The organism is Arthrobacter sp. Z5-13, from assembly GCF_056499105.1.
Map to the genome: position 1 here is coordinate 3,534,115 of NZ_CP096460.1, position 20,712 is coordinate 3,554,826.

Here is a 20,712-nt window from a genome sequence, read left to right on the forward strand (position 1 = left end):
AGCAGCAGGACCCGGCGAGACGGGTGTGCCTGCCGGGTCCTGCTGCCAGCACGTCTTGCGTACTGGGGGTGGCGCTACTGCGCCGTGATGGTCCAGTCGCCATCGGACCGGACTTGGATAAAGCCGGCCTTCAGCTGGACAGTTCCCTCATAGGGACCTATTTCATTGACTGCCAGTTCCGGAGAGTCTCCGCCAAAACCGATCACAATGAAGTTTTCTTCGCCCGTGTTCTTCACGGTGGCCTTGGAGGTGTCACCCTCCAGGAAAAATACCTGGTCGCCGTGTCCGCCGGCTGCCCCGCTGGCGAACTCGACCGTTCTGATGTCCTCAATGGTGAGCGTCCAGGCGCTGTCGGCCTCCACCGTCAGCTCCGTTGTTGCAGTTCCATCGGCGTCCACCAGGTGCGAGCCGGTGTAAGCGCCGATCGCGTTGACCAACAGGCCCTGCGTACCGTTGGTTTTCAGCACCGTGTTCGCAGTACAGGCGTCACACGTGAAGCTGATGATGGCCGGAAACCCTGCCAGATCCACGGTCTTGACGTCGTCACCAGTGCCGGTGAGTGTCTGAGTGGCCAACGCGTCGTTTTGCTGGGAGGCGGCGCCGGAGGGCTCTGCCTGGCCTGATTCTTCGGCATCCTTTGCCATAGGGGCAGGAGTCCGGAGTTGATGCTGCGAGGCTGCATTCTGGAAGGCGATGCCCGCTGCGGCGCCGGTGATGCCGCCCACCACCAGACCGCTGAAAATCAGGACACCGGTAACGATGCAGGCCAAGACCCTGTACCGGTCATAACCTTCAAGCGGCTGCCGGTTTTTGTCGGTCTGCTTACCCACCAGGATGATGATGAGATCCACCAGTGTCCAGATACCAAGTCCACCCAGGGTGACCAATTTCAGGATGCCGGTCCCGATTTTCCCCAGGTAGAAGCGGTCAACGCCGAGGCCACCGATCAGCACGGACAGCAGCCAGGTGATGAGGAAGGACTTCTGGGGAGCAAACGGGCCCTGCGGAGCGTACTGGCCCTGCGGGTACGGGGCCTGGAAAGACGGATCCTGGGGAGCATAGTGGCCCTGCCCGAAGTCGCCCTGCGGTGCATAGGGACCCTGCGGAGCATAAGGACCCTGCGGTGTCGGGTACGCGCCGTTGTCCGGGGAGGGCGGGGGCAGCGGGGCAGATGGGCCGGACTGGCTCATGGGTTCCTTTCGGGACGGCGGCAGCGAGGCGTCGCAGCCCGGGAGTTAAGGGTTGCTAAGTGAAATGGCAGAGATCGCAGCAGGGGATGGCGCGGCTGGGCTCAACAGGGAGAACCTGGAGTTGAGTGAGGGGTACTCGCAGCCGACAGTCTTATGGCATGCACATGCGCTGATCGTTCCCCCAATAACACGCTGCGGCGTTTTCGCCCTGAATGGAATAGTACACAAGCGCACGCTTTGCCCGCACCTTCGCTCCCGCTACTCTGGATCTCACGGCTAAAGCAACCTGGCCGAGGATCCGTTCCGCCGGGGAGCAGCACAATGACGCATCAGCCAGCCGACACCGAACTTCGCGAAACAGCCTCAGCATGCTTCGGTTGGGAAACACTTAAGAACGGCCAACTCAGCGGTATGCGGGCACTCCTCGCCAGTCGCGATGTGTTGGCAGTGATGCCCACCGGATACGGTAAATCAGCCATCTACCAGGTCGCCGCCCTTCACCTGCACAGTGAAACGCAACGCCCCGCCGTCGTGGTTTCACCCCTGATTGCTTTGCAGGAGGACCAGGTTGACGGCCTGCTCGAGGTGCTGGGACCTGGCGCCGCGGTTGTCATCAACTCCTCGCGCAGCGACTCCGAAATCCAGGAAGCCTGGGAATCGGTGGAAGGCGGAGACGCCGCGTTCCTCTTTCTGGCACCGGAGCAACTTGCCAAAACCGCGACGATGGAACGGCTCGCTGCCCTGGGCCCGTCGCTGTTCGTGGTGGACGAGGCCCACTGTGTCTCTTCCTGGGGTCACGATTTCCGCCCGGACTACCTGCGGCTAGGGGAAGTGCGGTCGCAGCTGGGCAACCCGCCGGTCGTGGCCCTCACTGCCACTGCCTCTCCCCCGGTCCGCGACGACATCCAGCAGCGGCTGCGGATGAAGGATCCACTGGTCCTGGTACATGGTTTCGATCGTGCCAACATCCGCCTCGAAGTGTTCCGGCATCATGAGGACAAGCAGAAGCGGACCGCCGCCACAGAACAGGTGGCAGAACTGGTAGCCAGACTGCAGGGCCCCGGACTTATGTACGCGGCCAAACGCAAGGACACAGAGAAGTATGCCGCCAGCCTTGCCAAACTCGGGCTCCGCGCAGAGGCGTATCACGCAGGCCGTCCCTCAGCGGATCGTGAGCGGATCTATGACCGGTTTATGGACGGCGCCCTCGACGTTGTGGTGGCCACCACCGCCTTCGGTATGGGAATCGACAAGCCCGACGTCCGCTTCGTCATCCACGCGGACATCCCCGAGTCCTTGGACAGCTACTACCAGGAGATCGGGAGAGCAGGGCGCGACGGCGGGCCGGCAATGGCGGTACTGCACTACCGCGCCGAGGACCTGGGCCTGCGCAGGTTTTTCGGGACGCACACTCCGGATGAGGAATCCCTGCTGGCTGTCCTTGAAGCTCTCCGCGCCGCCGACGGATTACTCACTGCCAAGGCACTGGCAGAAGCAACAGGATTCGGCGCTCGGCGCGTCACTGGCTTGCTGAACCAGCTTCAAGAGACCGGATCCGTTACGAGCGGCAAGAAGGGCGCAAAGCTCAAAGCAAAAGCCGAACTTTCCCACGTAGTGGAGCGCGCCGTCGAACTCGCCGCAATACGCCAGCGCGTTGACACTTCACGGATCCAGATGATCCGCGGTTACGCCGAGACGGATGGCTGCCGGCGTCAGTTCCTCCTCGGCTACTTCGGCGAGGAACTGCCTGAGCCTTGCGGCAATTGTGATACCTGCACAGACGGATCGGCGTACGACATTGATGACGCTGCAAGCAACGGTGCAGGCGAACCTTTCCCGTTGCAATCCAGCGTGGTTCACAAAGAATGGGGGCCGGGGCTGGTGATGCGGCAAGAGGATGACGTGATTACAGTGCTGTTCGAGCAGGAGGGCTACAAGACCCTCTCCCGCCAAGCTGTGGAGGAGAACCACCTGCTCAAGCGAGTGGTGTGAGTTCTTCCAGGGTACGGAAGCCGTGCTGCGCCGAAGGCGAGAGCGTGAGCCGGACAAAGTCGGCCAGTTCATCAACCCGTTGTGTCAGGTCCTCGCGGGCGGTCAGCACGTTGGACACCATCTGGACACCGGTGAAGCTGGCCACGAGGTACCTTCCAAAGGCCCGCGCGTCCAGCTTGGCGGAAATCTCCCCGGAGGCCTGTCCGTCAAGCGTGAGCTGTTCCATGATCTGCATCCAGTCGGTATAGGGGCTTCTGATGCGATGGCCGAAGGTTGATGACTCCAGAGTCAGCCGGATCCCAGCCCGCACCACAGGATCAGTCTGGAGAAGACTGGCAAAACACGAGCACAGCGCACAGATGGTTTCTACCGGCCCCAGGTTGCGGGCCACGACGTCAGCAGCTGACTCTTGCGTCCTGGCATGTTGATCGTCAATGACGGCCAAGGCAAGGAGTTCCTTGGACTTGAAATGGAAATAGAGGGCGCCGCGGGTCACTTCCGCTGTCTCAGCAACCATTTGAAGGCTGGCGGGCCCGTATCCCACGTCTTCAAAAACCGCAGCCGCACCCCGAACTATCGCCTTGCGGGTTTCCACCGCCCGGTCCTGAAGTGGCACGCAGATTTCCTCTCCGCAGCTTGCGCTGCTTTCCCGGTTCCACTGCGCAGGATCCCGGTCCGGAGCCGCAACAGCCATGGTCAGTCTAGGCGCAAGAACTCCCATTTAGTCGACAATCCAGAATTCCTTGAACTCGCCGGTGGCCGGCGTCACCGACTCCTCAACGTTGTCCACCCGGCCAGGCGTATGGTCTGACCTGAGCCAATTCCTGAAATCCAGCACCAGCGGCTGGGGACCTTCGACGACGACGGCGACAGTACCGTCGGCCTCATTCCTTACCGTCCCGGTGAGGGCAAGCTCGTCGGCCTTGCGCTGGGTCCAATACCGGAAGCCCACAGCCTGGACCATTCCTTCAACACGTGCCGTCAGCCGCACATTCTCTGCTGCGTCTGGTCCGGAAATCTCACCCATGCCTCCAATGTAACCGCCGCTCTCAGGCCATAGAAAGAGCCCCTGTCCCGGATCCATTTCCGGGCAGAGGCCCCTTCTCTTGACCGCACCGACCTGCTGCGTGGACCTAGCTGGCTGGCCGCAGCGAGGTGATCATCTTCTTGATGTCCCTGTATTCCTGGGTTTCCATATAGGCCTGCGGAGTGTCCACGTGCGGCTCATTGCCCGGCGTGGTGTCGAAGGGGTTGTAGATGCCTGAGAACATCGCAGCGTTCGGTGGCCATGTGAAGAATTGGAAAATCGGGCAGGCGTCAGGGCCTGTCGGTTCCGGGCCTGAGGTGATCCCGTAGCTGAGCACATTCATCTTCATCGGATCCGTCTGGGCGGCATCCATCCGGGATTCGAAGATGAAACGCGGGGTCTGACCTGACTGCGCCAAGGCCGGAAGGGGTTCGGCATCCAACAGTGCGTACGGCTGCCTCTCAGTACACGTCGAGCCGACGGCCATGTGCGTACGCAGGGTGGCAAGCGGCTTTCCGTTGGCGTTCTTGATCTCCACGAAGACGCCACCGCCGGCAGGAGTTTCTCCTGCCGGATCCTTGATAGTCCATGCGGAGGGGTAGTCAAACATCAAATCCCGGTCCGTGGTTGTGTAGCGGGCCCAGCCTTCTGACGCCGTGGATGCTGTCCCTATGCCGGAAGCTGCTGGGGTAGCAACTGCTGTGGCGGTTGGTGACGACGTCGACGTCGGGCTTTCGGAAGTGGTGGAAGTTGCAGTGGGGGTTGGGGTGGGCGTTCCTGTTCCGGGGGCGGAAGCTGGCGCTCCGCAGGCGACCAGCAGGAAGGAAAGGCATAGTGCCCCTGAAACGGCAAGGGCGGACGGCGCAGTGCGGTGCATCTGTAACTCCTGTTTTTTCGTGAGACCGCCGGTAATTCATCAATTGTGGACTTCCGATAATTGGACGAACAGCATTAATTCCAATCGATATCGAAAAGTTGCCGATATAACGAAGGCCGTTAGACAGGGCGGCTGCGTGGGACGGGTTCGTTGCCCGACTGTGGCATCTGATCAATAATCGGAACCGTTGACCAAGGCTAACGAGGAGAACAGCGATGACGATCCAGATGGAACCGGCAAACGAATCTTCAACAAGCACTGAGGACAACGGTGAACTGGAGGCGGGCCGGGACTGGTTCCACGGCGCCGTCGTATATCAGATCTACCCCCGCAGCTTCGCTGATTCCAACGGAGACGGTATAGGCGATTTGCGCGGCATCATCAGCAAGCTGGATTACCTGCAGAAACTGGGGGTCGACGTCGTCTGGCTCTCCCCCATCTACGCCTCGCCTCAGGATGATAACGGTTACGACATCAGCGATTACCGCAGTGTTGACCCCATTTTCGGCACCCTTGACGAGCTTCAGGAGCTGACCGACGGACTCCATAAGCGGGGCATGAAGCTGGTCATGGACCTCGTGGTGAACCACACCTCGGACGAGCACCCCTGGTTTGTTGAATCCCGCTCGTCCAAGGACAACCCGAAGCGGGACTGGTACTGGTGGCGCCAGCCGCGCGACGGCGTCGAACCCGGGACGCCGGGGGCGGAACCCAATAACTGGGGGTCCGCTTTTTCAGGTCCCGCCTGGGACTACGACGAAATCACCGGCGAGTACTACCTGCACCTGTTCGCAAAGAAGCAGCCCGACCTCAACTGGGAAAACCCGGAGGTGCGGGCCGCCGTGTACGACATGATGAACTGGTGGCTGGACCGCGGCGTGGATGGATTCCGCATGGATGTCATTAACTTCATCTCCAAGGACACCGCGCTTCCGGATGGGCCACGTGCCGACGGCAAACTTTTCGGCGACGGCAGCCCCTACTTCATGTCCGGACCGCGCATCCATGAATTCCTGCAGGAGATGCACCGGGAAGTGTTCGCCGGCCGCGACAAGCCCCTGTTGACCGTGGGCGAAACGCCTGGCGTGACGGTAGAGGACGCCGTCCTGTTCACGGACCCCGCACGGAAAGAAGTGGACATGGTGTTCCAGTTCGAGCACGTCGCTTTGGACCAGGAGCAAGGCAACAAATGGCGTCCCAAGAAACTGGAACTTACCGAGTTGAAGCGTTCCCTGGGCCGTTGGCAGGACGCCCTTGCCGAACGCGGCTGGAACAGCCTCTATTGGGGTAATCATGACCAAGCGCGGGCAGTCTCAAGATTTGGCGACGACGGCCAGTACCGTGAGCTCTCCGCGAAGATGCTGGCCGGCATCCTGCACCTCCACCGCGGCACACCATATGTGTACCAGGGTGAGGAACTGGGCATGACCAACATGACCTTTGGCGCCATCAGCGATTACCGGGACATCGAGGTGCTCAACCATCACCGGGAAGCCACCACCCACCTGAGGCACACCGATGCCGAGGTCCTCGCTGCCCTTGCCCCGCTGAACCGGGACAACGCCCGCACTCCGGTCCAGTGGGATGCCACCCGGCACGGCGGGTTCACTACTGGATCCCCCTGGATCGCCGTCAACCCGAATGCCAACCACATCAACGCAGCAGCCCAGGTGGACGATCCGGACTCGGTGTTCAGTTTCTACCAGAAGGTCATCGCGTTCCGTCACGAGGATCCGGTGATCTCCGACGGCGACTTCACCATGCTGCTGCCCGATGACCCCCACGTCTACGCCTTCCGTCGCTCGCTGCCGGGCGTTGAAATCCTGGTGCTGGGAAACTTCTCCGGCTCGGAACAAACTGCCCACGTAGATAAGAGTTGGGCCCAGGCAGAACAGGTGTTGGGCAACTACACCTCCAGGCCCGACCTACTACTCAAGCCATGGGAACTGAAGGTCTTCCGTCGGCTCGGGTAAATCCTGCAGGGTTATTCAAACCCAGACCTGTTATTCAAAATGGTCCGGACGTATCCTGATCTCGCCGTCGAACAATCGGAACCGAGCCACCATCGAGGGGGCACCATGACTATCCCACCTACCCGCGAACCTGATCCCTTTCCGCCGGAACCTGGCCCCCATCCGGGATCGCCCGATCCCACCAACCCGTTTCCGCCGGAGCCCATTCCTTCACCGGAGCCAAATCCGGCTCCAACCCCTGGGCCTCTGCCCATCCCGGATCCGGGGCCTGTTCCGCCAAATCCGGACCCCACAAGGTTCTAGGGGCTACAGCGGTTTTCGCGGAGCAGAATCGCATTCCCACGAGACAGCCCGCCAGTGCTTGGAGCATTGGCGGGCTGTCCTGCTTTTGTGAGCTTGTGGCGTCAGCTTGTCATGGCCGGCTGGTGGCAGATCCCAGATTCACCGGGTCTTCGTCAGTGAGGTATGCATCCTCAGCATGGGCGGCAAGGTCGATCCCGCGCAGCTCGTCCTCTTCGTGGATACGCAGGCCAATGGTCATGTCCAGGACCTTGGCAATAACCCACGTCAGGACGAAGGAATATGCCAGCACGGCACCCGTGGCCAGAGTCTGGATACCCAACTGCTGTGGCCCGCCGCCGTAGAAGAGGCCGCTGACTCCGTTGGGAGCGCTGTCCGTGGCGAAGAAGCCCACCAGAAGCGTGCCGATGATGCCACCCACCAGGTGCACACCAACCACGTCCAGCGAATCATCGAAGCCGAGCCGGAACTTCCATTCAATGGCCAATGAGCAGACTGCACCTGCAATTGCACCGATGGCAACAGCGCCCAGCGGGCTGGCCGCCCCACACGCAGGGGTGATTGCAACGAGCGCCGAGACGAGCCCGGAAGCTGCGCCCATGCTCGTGGCCGCACCCCTCCGGAGCCGTTCAACCAAGGCCCAGGCCAGCAAGCCCGCAGCCGCCGCCACAGCGGTGTTAAGGAAAACGACCGACGCCGACTGGCCGGCACTCAGGGCCGAGCCTGCGTTGAAGCCGAACCAGCCAACCCACAGGAGGCCTGCGCCGACGAGTACCAGGGGCCGGCTGTGCGGCTTGGAGTGTTCCATCTTGGGCCAACCGGAGCTGCGGCCCAGGACAAGGGCCAGCGCCAGGGCCGCGACGCCGGCATTCATGTGCACGGCGGTCCCGCCGGCAAAGTCGATGGCCTTGATCCCGCTCGCTATCCAGCCACCAGTGACTGAGCCGTCCGCGGAGGTGAAGGCAAAGACCCAGTGGGCGATGGGGAAATAGACCACCGTGGCCCATACTCCGGCAAACACCATCCATGCCCCGAACTTCATGCGTCCGGCGGCGGCACCGGCAACCAGTGCCGTGGTGACGCAGGCAAAGAACAGCTGGAAGGCGGCGAAGAGGGCCGGAGGTATGGCCGCGTCCGGGTCCTCCGCCAGCAACTTGTCCATGCCCAGGTACTCGGTCACATCCCCAACGAGTCCGAGTCCGCCAACAGAGTTTCCGAAGGACATTGAATAGCCGAAGAATGCCCACAGCACGGCCACCAGGCTCGCACCGCCGAAGCACATCATCATCATGTTCAGGATCCGGCGAGACCCCACCATGCCGCCATAAAAAAGCGCCAGGGCGGGGATCATCATGCACACCAACGCGGAACTCGCGAGGATCCAGGCGACATCTCCAGGGTTCATTGGGGTAACTCCACTCATAGTCGGGTCCGGGCAGCTTGCTGAGACCGACGCATGCCGTCACCTAACATCTTTATTCTCGGACTGTGCCTTTGGGTTTCGCCAGCGTTTAATTCGTTGGAATGTTGGGTTACCTGGTGAACCGTGAACGGAAGCGGATGACGTGCGGAATCCCTCTGGGGCCGCAAAGCACAAGAGCCGGATCCGTTGACCGGATCCGGCTCTCAACCCCGAATAGCAGGGTTACGCGAAGATGATTACGAGTAGCGGATATCGTGCGTGCGGTGATCGTACTGAATGGTCAACGGTCCGCCGACGTGGTGCAGTTCGTGATTGGCGCCGTCGAACGCCCCAAACGCACCGTAGTTCTCGTCCCAGGAGCGGTTGAGCGCGATCTTGAAGGTGTAGTAACCTGCCGGCAGATCAGCGGAAAGCTTCCACAGCTGGTCCAGCTGGTCCAACTGCAGCTGGACCTCGTCGTACTGCGGTGCCCAGTTGTCCGGCGCACCCAGAAGCGTATTGAAATCACCGGCGACGGCGACTGCCTCCGGCTGGTCAAACGTCTCGACCGTGGTAGCTGGTACGGCGTGGTCAGCTGAAGCCGAGCCGACGTCGGGAACAACCGTCGGAGCGACGGTCGCGGACTTCTTGGCAGCAGGCTTGCGGGTCCGGACGGCCTTCGCCACCGGCTTCACAACGTCCTCGATCAGCTGGGTGGCCTTGTCCTGCACCTTGTCCGCTACCTTCGCAGCCTTCTTGACGGCAGGCTTCTTGTCCTCGGCCTTCTTCGGCGCAGACTTCTTCGGAGCGGCCTTCTTCGCTGCCAGGTGGGCAGGTGCCACCGTGGGAACGGGGAGATCGGCCGGAACTGGAGTGCCGGCGTCGAGCGCTGCCCCAAAAGCGGAAGCGTCAGGGAAAGCGACAGTGGCGCGCAGGCCGTCGTCGGTAATGGTCCAGCCCGAACGGCCCTTCACCAGCCATCCTGCTTTCACGAGTTTTGCAGTGGCCGAGGTCAGGGTCTTGTGGCCCCTGGGAATGCCGCCGCTCAGCAGCACGCCCTCATGTTCGTTGAAAGGAACGCGGGCCGTTGCTTCGCCCAGCACGGCGCCGGCGTTCGCGGATTCGCCGGACCACACCCCTTCGGCTAGAACCTCAAGTACGGCTTTCAGACGAAGGTTGGTGTTTTCAGCGGTGTTCCCCATGGGTCTCCTTTAGAAGCGATTGATGCACCAGCAATTTTGCCAAGGAATTATTAAATAAGCCCACTGAAAACGGTTAACTCTGTGTGTCGTGAACCACTGTGACAGCGGAAACAGGGCGCTGATCCTGTTTACCCATCGGTAACCCTTATTCTGTCGGCTCACCGAGGAGACGGGCGATTCCGAGATAAGAACCACATCAAACCGTCCGGAAACCGTCCGGTTATCAAACGCCCGATATGCCCAGCTCTGCCAGCAGTTCGGCCTTCCGTTCCTCTGATGCAAACGAGGACCGGATGGAATTCGAGGCAAGGCGCACGCGGTCAAACTCGGAGAGACCCAGCACTTCCTGCAACTTCGTGAAGTTATCGTCCACGTAGCCGCCAAAATAGGCCGGATCATCCGAGTTCACGGAGACGTTCAGCCCCACCGCCAGCATGTCGGGCAGCGGGTGCTTGGCCAGAGAATCCACAGCCCTGAGCCGCACGTTCGAAAGCGGGCACACAGTGAGCGGAACCCACTCGGCCACCAGGCGTTCTACCAGCGCTGGATCCTCCATGCACCGGATGCCGTGGTCAATCCTCTCCACACCCAGCAGGTCAAGGGCCTCCACAATGTACTCGGGCGGGCCCTCCTCCCCGGCGTGGGCAATCAAGTGCAGTCCGGCATCACGGGCCATGGCAAATAGCCGTTGGAACTTCCCAGGAGGATTTCCCACTTCTGCCGAATCCAGTCCTATCGCCGAGATCGGCGCGTTCATGGCGAGCAAGTGCTCCAGTACAGCGAGCGCCGACTCCTCGCTCAAGTCGCGCAGGAACGCGGCAATGAGCAGAGTGGAAACTCCGAACTCCTCTTCCGACGTCGCCAGAACCGACGCCACACCGTTCACGCAGGTTTCGAGCGAAATGCCGCGCGCCAGATGAGCCTGCGGATCCATCATGATTTCCGCATGCCGAACGCCCGCCTGCGACGCCCGAGCAAGATATGCGCGGGTCATGTCGGCGAAATCCTGCTCCGTCTGCAGCACGGACATGTTGGCGTAGTAGAGATCCAGGAACGACTGCAGATCAGTGAACTCGTACCGTGCCCGCAACTCGTCCAGGTCCGCGTACGGCAGTTGGATTCCGTTGCGTTCGGCCAGCGCGAAAATGAGCTCCGGTTCCAGCGTCCCCTCAATGTGCAAGTGCAATTCCGCCACCGGCAGCATCCCGGGAGGAGTGGGTTCCAGCTCGTGCGGAAGGGAGTCTTCAAGCGGCTGGTCAGCGCCGTCGTCGTGCGTGGTCATCTCGCAAGAATAGTCGTCCGGCGGCAAAAAAGATCGGGCGCGGTTAGGAGCTGTCCGGCGGCCATCCACGACACACCTTCCCGTTGACGATTTGGCTTCCGCTATCAGCTGTCCTAGCGTGGAGGACAGGCCCGCCAAGCGGGACCCAAGAATGCCCGGTGCTGCCACTACCAGATACTGCCCGGCCGGCAGACACCGTATACGACCTCTATTTGTCAGGGGCGGGCAGTGGCGCAACGACCTCCGGGGACGGATCGAGCGCAGGTGGCCCTCAGGAGCATCCTCACCCATGAAATCATCAACTCTCACTACTGCCGCGCGCCGTGGAATCACTGTGGCCGCCGTTTCCGTAGCAGGGCTCGCACTGTCTGCAAACGCGGCCAGCGCTACAACTGCTGCCCCCACAAACACTTGGGACGCCCTTGCCCAGTGTGAAAGCGGCGGAAACTGGAGCACCAATACGGGTAACGGCTACACCGGCGGATTGCAGTTCAGCTCAAGCACGTGGGCTGCCTACGGCGGCACCGGCTCAGCGGCTGATGCCAGCCGCGAACAGCAGATCGCGGTAGCCGAGCAGGTCCAGGCCAGCCAGGGCTGGGGAGCATGGCCTTCCTGTGCCGCCCAGCTCGGTTTGAGCGGGGGCGCGACGGCGACAGCTCCGCAGAGCGTTCCTGTCCAACAGGTTCCCGCTGAGGTTCCGGCTACGGCAGCTGTCACGCCGCTTGCTGCTGCCCCGCTTGAATCCGCTCCCCGCCATATGGCCGCGGTTCCGCTCAGCGGCGAGACCTACACCGTTGAGAAGGGCGACACCCTGAGCAAGGTTGCCGAGAAGCTCAACATCACAGGCGGTTGGCAGACCCTTGCCGACGCCAACCTCGATACGCTCGCGGACCCTAACCTGGTCTTCGAGGGACAGGTACTGCAGCTGCCGGCATAGCCAGGCAAACGGGTAGTACTCGTCCAAAAAAGAGAAGTACGACGCCGGAGTGTCCCCCATGAGGGAACTCTCCGGCGTCGTACTGCTTTGGGGTAATTTCTTGGCGCTTTGTTGGCTAGGCGGTTTTGTTGGCTAGGCAACCTTGTTGACTAGGCGGCGACGGGCAATTCGCGGACGATCCGGACTTTCCACGCGGTGTCGTCGCTTGTGTCCAGCAGCGCCACGGTACCCAAGGCGAGATGCAGGGCGACGCGCTTGGCGGCCAGCAGCTCCAGGTAGAGCTGTTCGTTCATTCGCGAAGGAGAATCGATGACGAACTTCACGGCGTTGCGCATTTTGCGGTAGTTGTCGCTGCGCTCACGGTGCATGTGGAGCTCCAGCTCGTGACGCTGGCGGAGCTTCGGCTCATGCTTGTTTAGCCAGGAAACTGAAGCGTGAACCCCGATCACCAGGGCAAGTGACACTCCGTAAATCCACCAGCCGGTGGACAACAGGAAGAGCGGGAGGTTGGCGACAGCCACCACTGCGATGATCACCCGGGCCGCCACAATGCGGTTCAACGCCTGGGCCACCGAACCGAGGGCAGCGCGGAAACCGTGCTGCTCCTTGATCGCAGCGGCGGGATCAAGGGTGAATTCGTCAAGCACCAGGATGCCCTTCGCGTCCGGGCTGAGCATCTGTCCGTACTTTGGCTGCGGTAACGCGGCTGGAGTGAGTGTCATGAGAGTTCTTCCGGGCGGCGGTGGCTGGTGGAGGGTCTATTAATTTTAGTCCTGTTACGGCGTGTTGTCGTTGGTGTCTCACCATTTGGTCGAGTAGGCTACGCCGCACACTTCTTCAACCATGATAAGCCATCCCATTTTCGGGGATTCGGCGACCATTTGGACTCTAACCGCGGCGGCTCCACACTGGAGGGATGCAGACCTTCCTCCCGTTCCCAGATTTCCACCAGAGTGCAGCGGCGCTTGATCCCGCCCGGCTCGGCAAACAACGCGTCGAAGCCTTGCAGATCCTGCGTGCCTTGGTCATTCCGGAGTACGGCTGGCAGTCCCATCCCGCAACCCGCATGTGGATGGGCTACGTCCCCGCCTTGACGCTCTACGGCCTGGCCATGGTGGACGAATGGACCAACCGCGGGGGTGCCGACACTACGCGGGAGAAAATCACTGAGTTTGCCCCGCAGGCAGCCCACCGTGCCTACGCGGAAAAGATCCCGATGCCTCCATGGCTGGGCGATGCGGATCTTCACCTGAGCCACCGCTCCAAACTGATCGGCAAGGAGCCGCGTTTTTATACCGAGGTTTTCCCGGGCACGCCTGGTGACCTTGAGTACGTGTGGCCGGAGCCAAAGCATGTGTTCCTCCCCGTAGACCCCGAAGAGAACCTGCTGTGGATTCTTCGGGCACCGGTGGGCGATTCCGATCCCGAAAAAATCGAAACCATCAGCCTGCCGGCAGTTAGCCGCTCAGGGGCTGTGCCAGCTCCCGGCAACGATCCCGAGGGCGAGGACTATCAGTTTGTTTATGCGGAGACGGGATCGCGACGCCCGGCCAAGCAGGCCAAGAAGCTGCCGCCCAAGCAACTCGTAAAGAAGCCGTCCCGGAAGCGCCAGCGCCAGGAGGAAGCCTTCCGCACCCTGCCCGGCAAATCGAACGTTGCCATCCCATTGGAAGAGGGCGGCTCTTTCGCAGTCGGCAAGGTTCTGGGACGGCCCATCACCCTCCCGGACGGCAGCTTCGGGCGCAACTTTGAGGTCACCGAAGTCATCAGCCGCTCCGCGTTCGACTACCCGGCCCTGCTCCAGGATCCCAGGGTGTTCTTTCCGGTTCCCGCGCCGCTGCCTTAAGCGCCCATATGCCGTCAGGGGGTGAGCCGGACGAAGTACTCCCTCACGGCAGGGCTCTGGCAGACTGGCCAGCATGACAGTACTTATGGCCGGTTGCGGCGATCTTGGGACCGAGGCCGGCCTGCGTTTTGCCGCTGCCGGCCATCGGGTGGTGGGTTGGCGGCGCTCGCCGGAGAAACTTCCGCGCGAAATTGAGGGTGTCGCCGCCGACCTGACATCGGGCAACCTTCCATCAATCCCTCCCGACACCGCGGCCGTGGTCATCGCCATCGCCGCAGAGTCATCAACCGAGGCAGCGTACCGGGCTGCCTACGTGGACGGACTTGGGAACGTTCTGCGTGCCCTGGATCGTGACGATGTCAGGCCCCGGCGCGTGCTCTTCGTCTCGTCCACCGCCATCTATGGAGATGCCGACGGCGGTTGGGTGGACGAAGATACGACGCCGGCCCCTGGCGGATTCTCGGGCCGCATCATCCTTGAGGCAGAAGAACTGCTGCGTCACCACTTTGAAGGCACCGGAACAGATTCCGTTGCCCTGCGCCTGGGCGGGATCTACGGCCCCGGGAGGACACGCCTGATCGATCAGGTGCGCAGCGGAAGCGCTGTCATTCCAGCCGAGGTTCGCTACACCAACCGCATCCACCGTGACGATGCTGCTGAGGCCATCGTTCACCTGTGCAGCATGGAACTCACGCCTCATCCCGTTTACCTGGGAGTAGACAACCATCCTGCCGACATGGGCGCAGTCCTGCGGTTCCTGGCCGAGGAACTGGGGCTCCCCCACCCACCGGCCGCACCACGGGAACCCGAGGCCCCAACCGGCCGGGCGGGCGGGGCCGGCCCGGCGGGCGGGGCCGGCCAGGCGGGCAGGGCTGGCCAGGCGGGCGGGGCCGGCCAGCCAGGCCGGGGTGGCAACAAGCGGTGCAGTAACGAGCGGCTCCTCGGCACCGGCTTCGAGTTCAGCTTCCCCACCTATCGGGAAGGGTACCGGGCAATGCTCGAGGGCAAAGGCGTCCGGCACCCGTAAGGCCGGATTTGCAGAGGTAATAATGCGCAATTGTGCGTGCGCATGTTGCAACACTCTGTAACGAATGCCGACCCTGAGATGCCGTCGACTTAGCGTGAGGTGGTCCGACTTCCCGGCCACTCCCCCTGATCCGGAGCCTACAGATGCCGCAAAAATCAAGCACGGCCCTGCAACCACAGCAGGCGAGCGCGCCAGCAGATCCGACAGCTGACCCGTCCGTTGACCCCACTGCTCAGGAGGGCAGCGGGCTCCTGCGAACCATGGGTCCGCGTCACCTGATCATGATTGCCATGGGCGGTGTGATCGGTTCCGGGCTGTTCCTTAGCTCCGGGTACACCATCTCGCAGGCGGGCCCCTTCGGAGCGGTGCTCGCCTATCTGCTGGGCGCACTCCTGGTGTATCTGGTGATGGCCTGCCTGGGCGAGCTTGCTGTCGCCTATCCCGTGGCCGGCGCCTTCCACATTTATGCTGCCCGTTCCATCGGCCCAGCAACAGGGTTCACCACGGCCTGGCTTTACTGGCTCTGCTGGGCTGTGGCGCTGGGTTCTGAATTCACCGCCAGCGGGATTTTGATGCAGCGTTGGTTCCCGGGAGTCGACGTCTGGATCTGGTGCGTGGTGTTCGCAGCCTTGGTTTTCGGCCTCAATGCCTTCTCCGCCAGGTTCTTTGGTGAAGCAGAGTTCTGGTTTTCCCTGATCAAGGTTTCTGCCATCGTCGCGCTGATTGTTCTGGGCGGCGCCGCCCTGTTCGGCTTCCAGCCCTTGAACTCCGAGGCCGGCCCACCCCTGCTGCTCACAAATTTCGTGACGCCCGACGGTCTCTTTCCCAACGGACTCACAGGAGTGCTGGTAACCACGCTGGCCGTCTTCTATGCCTTCTCGGGTTCGGAACTGATCGGCGTCGCGGCCGGTGAAACCAAGGATCCCTCCACATCCATTCCCAAAGCGCTGCGGGCAACGGTTCTCCGCCTGCTGATCTTCTTCGTCGGCGCAATCACCGTCATTGCGGCGACAGTTCCTTACGGGCAGGTGGGCCTGGATGAAAGCCCCTTCGTCACTGTCTTCAGCGGTCTGGGTGTGCCTTACGCCGCCGACATCATGAACTTCGTGATCATCACAGCCCTTCTCTCGGCTGGTAACAGTGGCCTTTTCTCTTGCGGACGCATGCTCTTCTCCCTCGCGGACGAAGGCCATGCGCCGAAGGCCTTCCGCCGTGTCACGCGCCGCGGAATCCCGCTGATCGCGCTGAGCGTGAGCATGGTAGGCGGTGTGGCGTCCCTGTTGTCGAGTGTGATCGCTGCCGAGTCTGTTTACCTGGTGCTAGTTTCGATTGCAGGTTTCGCAGCGGTTGGCGTCTGGATGTCCATCGTGGCCTCTCACTTCTTCCATCGCCGGGCCTTTATGCGCGACGGCGGCGACGTCACCACGCTGCCGTACCGCGCGCCGTTCTTCCCCTTGGTACCCTTGCTGGCTTTCGCCATCTGCCTCGTATCCCTCATAGGGCAGGCCATTGATCCCAATCAAGTTGCAGCCCTGGCCTTCGGATTGGCCTTTGTGGCCGCCTGCTATCTGTACTTCCGCCTGCGCTACGGCTCGGGCAAAACCGGGCCACGCACCGCCGTCGACCGCTCCTCCAAAATCGAAGAGAGCGACGTGTCCCGATGATCTCACCCCCGGGCCCTGAGCGGTGGTTCGCCTTGGTGCTTCAGGTGAGGTGTTGGAAGGTTAGGTATGGAGTTCCAACACCTCATTGAGACAATTGGCCGGTACATGGACTTGGTGGGCGTCGCCGTGATGGTGATTGGCGCCGTCGTCTCCGTCCCGATGGCCTTGCGAGGCCACCAGCCCAAACGCTTGCCGCAGGGCGCCGCTCCCATTTCTGTCTACCGCGCCTACCGGCAACTCCTTGGGCGCTCCATCCTGCTGGGGCTCGAACTCCTCGTGGCCGCCGACATCATCAGAACCGTCGCCGTCACACCCACCTTCGAGAGCGTTGGAGTGCTCGCGATCATCGTCCTCATCCGGACGTTCCTGAGCTTTTCGCTGGAACTTGAAATAACGGGGCGATGGCCATGGCAAAAGGAGCCTGATGAGGATCGTGAGCGTGGGACGGCCGGTGCGGGGGCACGCGCTTAGACCACACGCTAGGCTCGGTCTATGACTGAATCCACCACCGCGAAAGCCTCCGAACTCCTTCGCCTGCACCAGGCACCGCAGATTCTCCAGCTCGTGAATGTCTGGGACTGTATAACCGCCAAAGTGATTGCAGACCTCCCCGGTACGGCAGCCCTGGCAACGGCCAGTCATTCAATCGCGGCATCCCTCGGCTACAAGGATGGCGAAGGCACTCCCGTGGACCTGATGATTGAAACTGTCGGACGAATCGCAGCGGTCACGGAACTCCCTGTTTCAGCTGACCTTGAAGCGGGTTACGGCGACCCCGGTGAAACCACGCGGAAAGCGATCGGCGTCGGGATTGTCGGCGCCAACATCGAGGACCAGATGCTACCCATCGCCGACGCCATTGTCCAGATGGCCTCCGTCGTCAAGGCTGCAGAGTCCGAGGGAATTGATTTCGTCCTCAACGCCCGCACAGATGCTTTCCTTAGGGGCAAGGACCGCAACCCGGCCGACGTTTTGGCTGACGCAATCGAGCGCGGCCGCGGGTACCTCGACGTCGGCGCCACCACTGTTTTTGTTCCCGGCCTCCTCGACGAAGCCACCGTTGCTGCCCTCGTGGAAGGAATCGGCTGGAACAAGGTGTCAGTCATCAATGTGCCAGGATCCTTGCCTCCCGCAAAGCTCCAGGAGTTGGGCGTAGCAAGGATTTCCTACGGTCCATGGAGCCAGCGCGTTGCCCTCACGGCTTTGGCTGACACCGCGGCTGATCTGATGGCCGGCGGCACCTTGCCTGATGGGATTCGGGGGCTCAACTAGCTCCGTTTCGGGGCTGGACTGTTTCGCGTCTCGGGTGGGTGGGCTTATTTTGTCGTACCCCTTTGGCAGAGTTGTTCCATGGAAGCCGTTGGAGAACACGCCCCGAACCAGGCCACGCGCCTTGGGCTGTTCTCCAACGCCCGCTTCTTTGAGGATCCGGCGTCTGAGCTTCCGGGGCGGGCGGGGTTGCGGGTGGTGCCGTCCCCCGCTGCATCCAATCGAGGTGTGATTGCGGAGGAGTCAGCCGTCCCCGCAACGCCGGTTTTGGGCAGCGGTATGTCCGGTGCGGTGGCGGCGAGTCTTGAGTTGTTGGGAACGGCGCGGACGACGGCGGCCGGTGAGCTCGCACTGTCCGGTTTCACTGACGCGGCGGACTTCGCCGGCCAGGTCGAGGAACTCTCCCGTACGGTGGAATACCTCCAGGTCCTCGCCGCCGCAGCGGTGGACCGTACCCGAACCGAAGCCACCAACTCAAACACTTCGGCCGGGTGGACCACCGGGTGGGGCACTGAAACAGTGGAAAACGGGGCCGGCAGCGCTTCCGGTCGGGGTGCTGCCGGATCTGCTGCTCCTGCCAGTCGGGGGTCTGCTGTGCCGGTTGGGGATGGGTGCCGGAACACTGCCGAGTTCCTCCGCGCCCGGCTGCGGATCAGCATCGCAGAAGCCCGACGCCGCCTTGCCCTGGCCGCAGCGCTCCTGCCCTCCACCGGAATCACCGGCCAACCCATCCCGCCCGCCCGGGAAGAACTCGCCACCGCCTACGCCACCGGGACCATCCCCTCCCGCGCCGCGACCATCATCACCCTCGCCCTCGAACGCGCCCAGCACGTCACGGACCCGGACACCCTGAACCGGATGGAACACGCCCTGACCCGCACCGCCACCGAAGAAGACCAGGACTTCCTGACCCGCATCACCCGCCGCTGGGCAGACGCCATCGACCAGGACGGCACCGAACCCTCCGAAGAAGAACTCCGCCACCGCCAAGGAGCCTTCATCCGCCACACCCGCCGCGGACTCCACCACCTCGAAATCTTCGCCACCACCGACCAATACGAAAACCTCCTCACCGCCATGAACACCGCCACCAACCCCCGCCTCCACACACCAGGGCCAGGAACAGGGACCCCGGCAGCAGAAGCAGGAGCAGGAACAGAAGCGGCAGCAGAGGATCCGCCCAGAGCAGCAGCCACAGACGTGGTATCGGATGAATCAGCCGCAGAGACAGCAGCCCTGGACCGCAGAACCCGGCCCCAGCAACTCCTCGACGGCCTCATCGGAGCCTGCAAAACAGCCCTCACCACCACCCACCTCCCCACCACCGGAGGCCTCCGACCCCAGGTCATGGTCACCATCGACTACCAAGACCTCCTCACCCGCCTCAACCACACCCACACCAGTACAGGCACAGCCACGCGTTCGGGCACAGGCCCAGGCATCGGTTCGGGCACAGGCCCAGGCATCGGTTCGGGCACAGGGACGGGGACCGGGACGTTCGCGTTCACCGGGCCCGTCACCGCCTCCACCATCCGCAAAATCGCCTGCGACGCCGACATCATCCCCATCCTCCTCGGCAGCGAAGGCCGCATCCTCGACATCGGCCGCACCACCCGCATCTTCCCACCCCACATCCGCAAAGCCATCACCGCCCGCGACCAAGGCTGCACCTTCCCCGGCTGCACCATCCCAGCCCCCTGGTGCGAAGCCCACCACACCACCTACTGGTCACACAACGGACCCACCAGCACCGACAACGGCACGCTCCTCTGCAGCCACCACCACCACCTCATCCACAAAGAACAATGGACCATCCACATGCCCCACGGCATCCCCTGGTTCATCCCACCACCACACATCGACCCCACCCAACAACCCCGACAAAACCACTACTTCCACCAATAACCCGGACGCCAATTAGACACGCGGAAGCCGAGCCACAACTGGAAGTGGCTCAAACGAAGGATGACTCAAACGCGCGGAAAAAGTGACAACAGGTCTGCCTAACTGCGGACAACGCGCACACGCCGTCGAATGACGGGGAACAGCAGCAAGTGCTTTGGGAGTAGCGAATGGGATGCGCCAGGACACAAGAACGCCCCGATCCCTCACAAGACAACGAGCAAGAACCGGCAAACGCGCTGACTCATGCCCACTTGCTGCGGGCGCCTAGGTAGACTCGGGCGCGGGTGGCCCATTCGTGGCACGAGAAAGCCCCAATTGGATCCATGAAGATCCGGTTGGGGCCGACTTGCTTAGGGAAACTCGTGCTGCCCAGCCAGCAACTGGGCGGGACCTGCCCGTCAATGTGTCCGTTGCAGAGGTCTGCTCAGATCCAGCCTTCGGTGCCCGCGGCACCCGACTTCAGTCCTCGGGCAGCCGACCGGGCTCGTAGTCCCCGGGCTGGGCGTCCTGCCAGCCGCGGTCTTCCACGAAGGTTGCTACCAGCGTGCCCACTCCATCCTGTAGGGAATTGGAAGGGTCGTCATACAGGGACCCTTCGGTTGCCCGGCTGTGGAGAATGAGTTGTTCGGCCTCGAGCTTGGCCTCCGGAACTGTAGCCCCCATGATCGCCGTTCGGGCAGGCAGTTCGGGAGTATGGATGATTTCGGCACGGGTTTCCGAGAGGGGAATTGTTTCCCCAGCGTTTATTTCATCGTGCGGGAACTCGAACTCGGCGTTGTCCGGGGCGGCAGGAATCGTGTACTCAAGGAAATACGTCAT

At 62.2% G+C, this 20,712-nt stretch carries 18 protein-coding genes; 9 read left to right on the forward strand and 9 right to left on the reverse strand.

Features of this window, described 5'->3' with window-relative positions:
• Nucleotides 1-74: 74 nt before the first annotated feature.
• On the reverse strand, nt 75-1,190 hold the full coding sequence (locus M1E02_RS16445) for an NINE protein (protein ID WP_479375282.1): 1,116 nt from the start codon (nt 1,188-1,190) through the stop codon (nt 75-77).
• A gap of 321 nt (nt 1,191-1,511) precedes the next feature.
• Here M1E02_RS16445 and M1E02_RS16450 point away from each other — a divergent pair, with 321 nt between their 5' ends.
• The gene (locus M1E02_RS16450; protein ID WP_479375283.1) at nt 1,512-3,182 is read left to right on the forward strand and encodes a RecQ family ATP-dependent DNA helicase; all 1,671 of its coding nucleotides are present in this window, start codon (nt 1,512-1,514) and stop codon (nt 3,180-3,182) included.
• On the opposite strand, the gene M1E02_RS16455 is transcribed toward M1E02_RS16450, so the two are convergent.
• The 3 genes from M1E02_RS16455 to M1E02_RS16465 form a co-directional block, all read right to left on the reverse strand.
• Entirely contained in the window at nt 3,166-3,798 is a 633-nt protein-coding gene (locus M1E02_RS16455; protein WP_479375284.1) for a ScbR family autoregulator-binding transcription factor, read from the reverse strand. The genes M1E02_RS16450 and M1E02_RS16455 overlap by 17 nt on opposite strands.
• A 105-nt stretch (nt 3,799-3,903) precedes the next feature.
• On the reverse strand, nt 3,904-4,209 hold the full coding sequence (locus tag M1E02_RS16460) for an acylphosphatase (protein ID WP_479375285.1): 306 nt from the start codon (nt 4,207-4,209) through the stop codon (nt 3,904-3,906).
• Nucleotides 4,210-4,315: 106 nt separating this feature from the next.
• Nucleotides 4,316-5,086 carry a hypothetical protein gene (locus tag M1E02_RS16465; protein ID WP_479375286.1) on the reverse strand — a complete coding sequence of 257 codons (771 nt, stop codon included), beginning with the start codon at nt 5,084-5,086 and terminating at the stop codon, nt 4,316-4,318.
• Nucleotides 5,087-5,301: 215 nt separating this feature from the next.
• Here M1E02_RS16465 and M1E02_RS16470 point away from each other — a divergent pair, with 215 nt between their 5' ends.
• Entirely contained in the window at nt 5,302-7,059 is a 1,758-nt protein-coding gene (locus M1E02_RS16470) for a glycoside hydrolase family 13 protein (RefSeq protein ID WP_479375287.1), read from the forward strand.
• Between the two features lie 412 nt (nt 7,060-7,471).
• Here the strand turns inward: M1E02_RS16470 and M1E02_RS16475 are convergent, their stop codons facing one another.
• From M1E02_RS16475 to M1E02_RS16485, 3 genes are all read right to left on the reverse strand, one after another.
• Nucleotides 7,472-8,764, reverse strand: a complete 1,293-nt coding sequence (locus tag M1E02_RS16475; RefSeq protein WP_479375288.1) for an ammonium transporter — start codon at nt 8,762-8,764, stop codon at nt 7,472-7,474.
• A 254-nt stretch (nt 8,765-9,018) separates the two neighbouring features.
• Nucleotides 9,019-9,963 carry a pullulanase X25 domain-containing protein gene (locus tag M1E02_RS16480; protein WP_479375289.1) on the reverse strand — a complete coding sequence of 315 codons (945 nt, stop codon included), beginning with the start codon at nt 9,961-9,963 and terminating at the stop codon, nt 9,019-9,021.
• Between the two features lie 223 nt (nt 9,964-10,186).
• Nucleotides 10,187-11,167 (reverse strand): adenosine deaminase, encoded by a 981-nt coding sequence (locus M1E02_RS16485; RefSeq protein WP_479378193.1) that lies wholly within the window; start codon nt 11,165-11,167, stop codon nt 10,187-10,189.
• Between the two features lie 367 nt (nt 11,168-11,534).
• Here M1E02_RS16485 and M1E02_RS16490 point away from each other — a divergent pair, with 367 nt between their 5' ends.
• Entirely contained in the window at nt 11,535-12,182 is a 648-nt protein-coding gene (locus M1E02_RS16490; protein ID WP_479375290.1) for a transglycosylase family protein, read from the forward strand.
• 149 nt (nt 12,183-12,331) lie between these two features.
• Here the strand turns inward: M1E02_RS16490 and M1E02_RS16495 are convergent, their stop codons facing one another.
• Nucleotides 12,332-12,904 (reverse strand): hypothetical protein, encoded by a 573-nt coding sequence (locus M1E02_RS16495; protein ID WP_479375291.1) that lies wholly within the window; start codon nt 12,902-12,904, stop codon nt 12,332-12,334.
• A gap of 194 nt (nt 12,905-13,098) precedes the next feature.
• On the opposite strand from M1E02_RS16495, the gene M1E02_RS16500 reads away from it, so the two are divergent.
• The 6 genes from M1E02_RS16500 (at nt 13,099) to M1E02_RS16525 (ending at nt 19,893) form a co-directional block, all read left to right on the forward strand.
• Nucleotides 13,099-14,028: an MSMEG_6728 family protein gene (locus M1E02_RS16500; RefSeq protein WP_479375292.1), complete on the forward strand. Its 930-nt coding sequence runs from the start codon at nt 13,099-13,101 to the stop codon at nt 14,026-14,028.
• A 73-nt stretch (nt 14,029-14,101) separates the two neighbouring features.
• Nucleotides 14,102-15,055: an SDR family oxidoreductase gene (locus tag M1E02_RS16505; RefSeq protein ID WP_479375293.1), complete on the forward strand. Its 954-nt coding sequence runs from the start codon at nt 14,102-14,104 to the stop codon at nt 15,053-15,055.
• A gap of 143 nt (nt 15,056-15,198) precedes the next feature.
• Nucleotides 15,199-16,719, forward strand: coding sequence for an amino acid permease (locus M1E02_RS16510; RefSeq protein WP_479375294.1), 1,521 nt, complete (start codon nt 15,199-15,201; stop codon nt 16,717-16,719).
• A gap of 66 nt (nt 16,720-16,785) precedes the next feature.
• Complete coding sequence (locus tag M1E02_RS16515) at nt 16,786-17,190, forward strand: DUF1622 domain-containing protein (RefSeq protein ID WP_479375295.1); 405 nt, start codon at nt 16,786-16,788, stop codon at nt 17,188-17,190.
• Nucleotides 17,191-17,211: 21 nt separating this feature from the next.
• Complete coding sequence (locus tag M1E02_RS16520) at nt 17,212-17,991, forward strand: isocitrate lyase/PEP mutase family protein (protein WP_479375296.1); 780 nt, start codon at nt 17,212-17,214, stop codon at nt 17,989-17,991.
• Between the two features lie 78 nt (nt 17,992-18,069).
• The gene (locus M1E02_RS16525; RefSeq protein ID WP_479375297.1) at nt 18,070-19,893 is read left to right on the forward strand and encodes an HNH endonuclease signature motif containing protein; all 1,824 of its coding nucleotides are present in this window, start codon (nt 18,070-18,072) and stop codon (nt 19,891-19,893) included.
• Nucleotides 19,894-20,352: 459 nt separating this feature from the next.
• Here M1E02_RS16525 and M1E02_RS16530 read toward each other — a convergent pair whose 3' ends face one another.
• A complete protein-coding gene (locus M1E02_RS16530; protein ID WP_479375298.1) occupies nt 20,353-20,712 on the reverse strand; it encodes a hypothetical protein in 360 nt (119 codons plus the stop codon).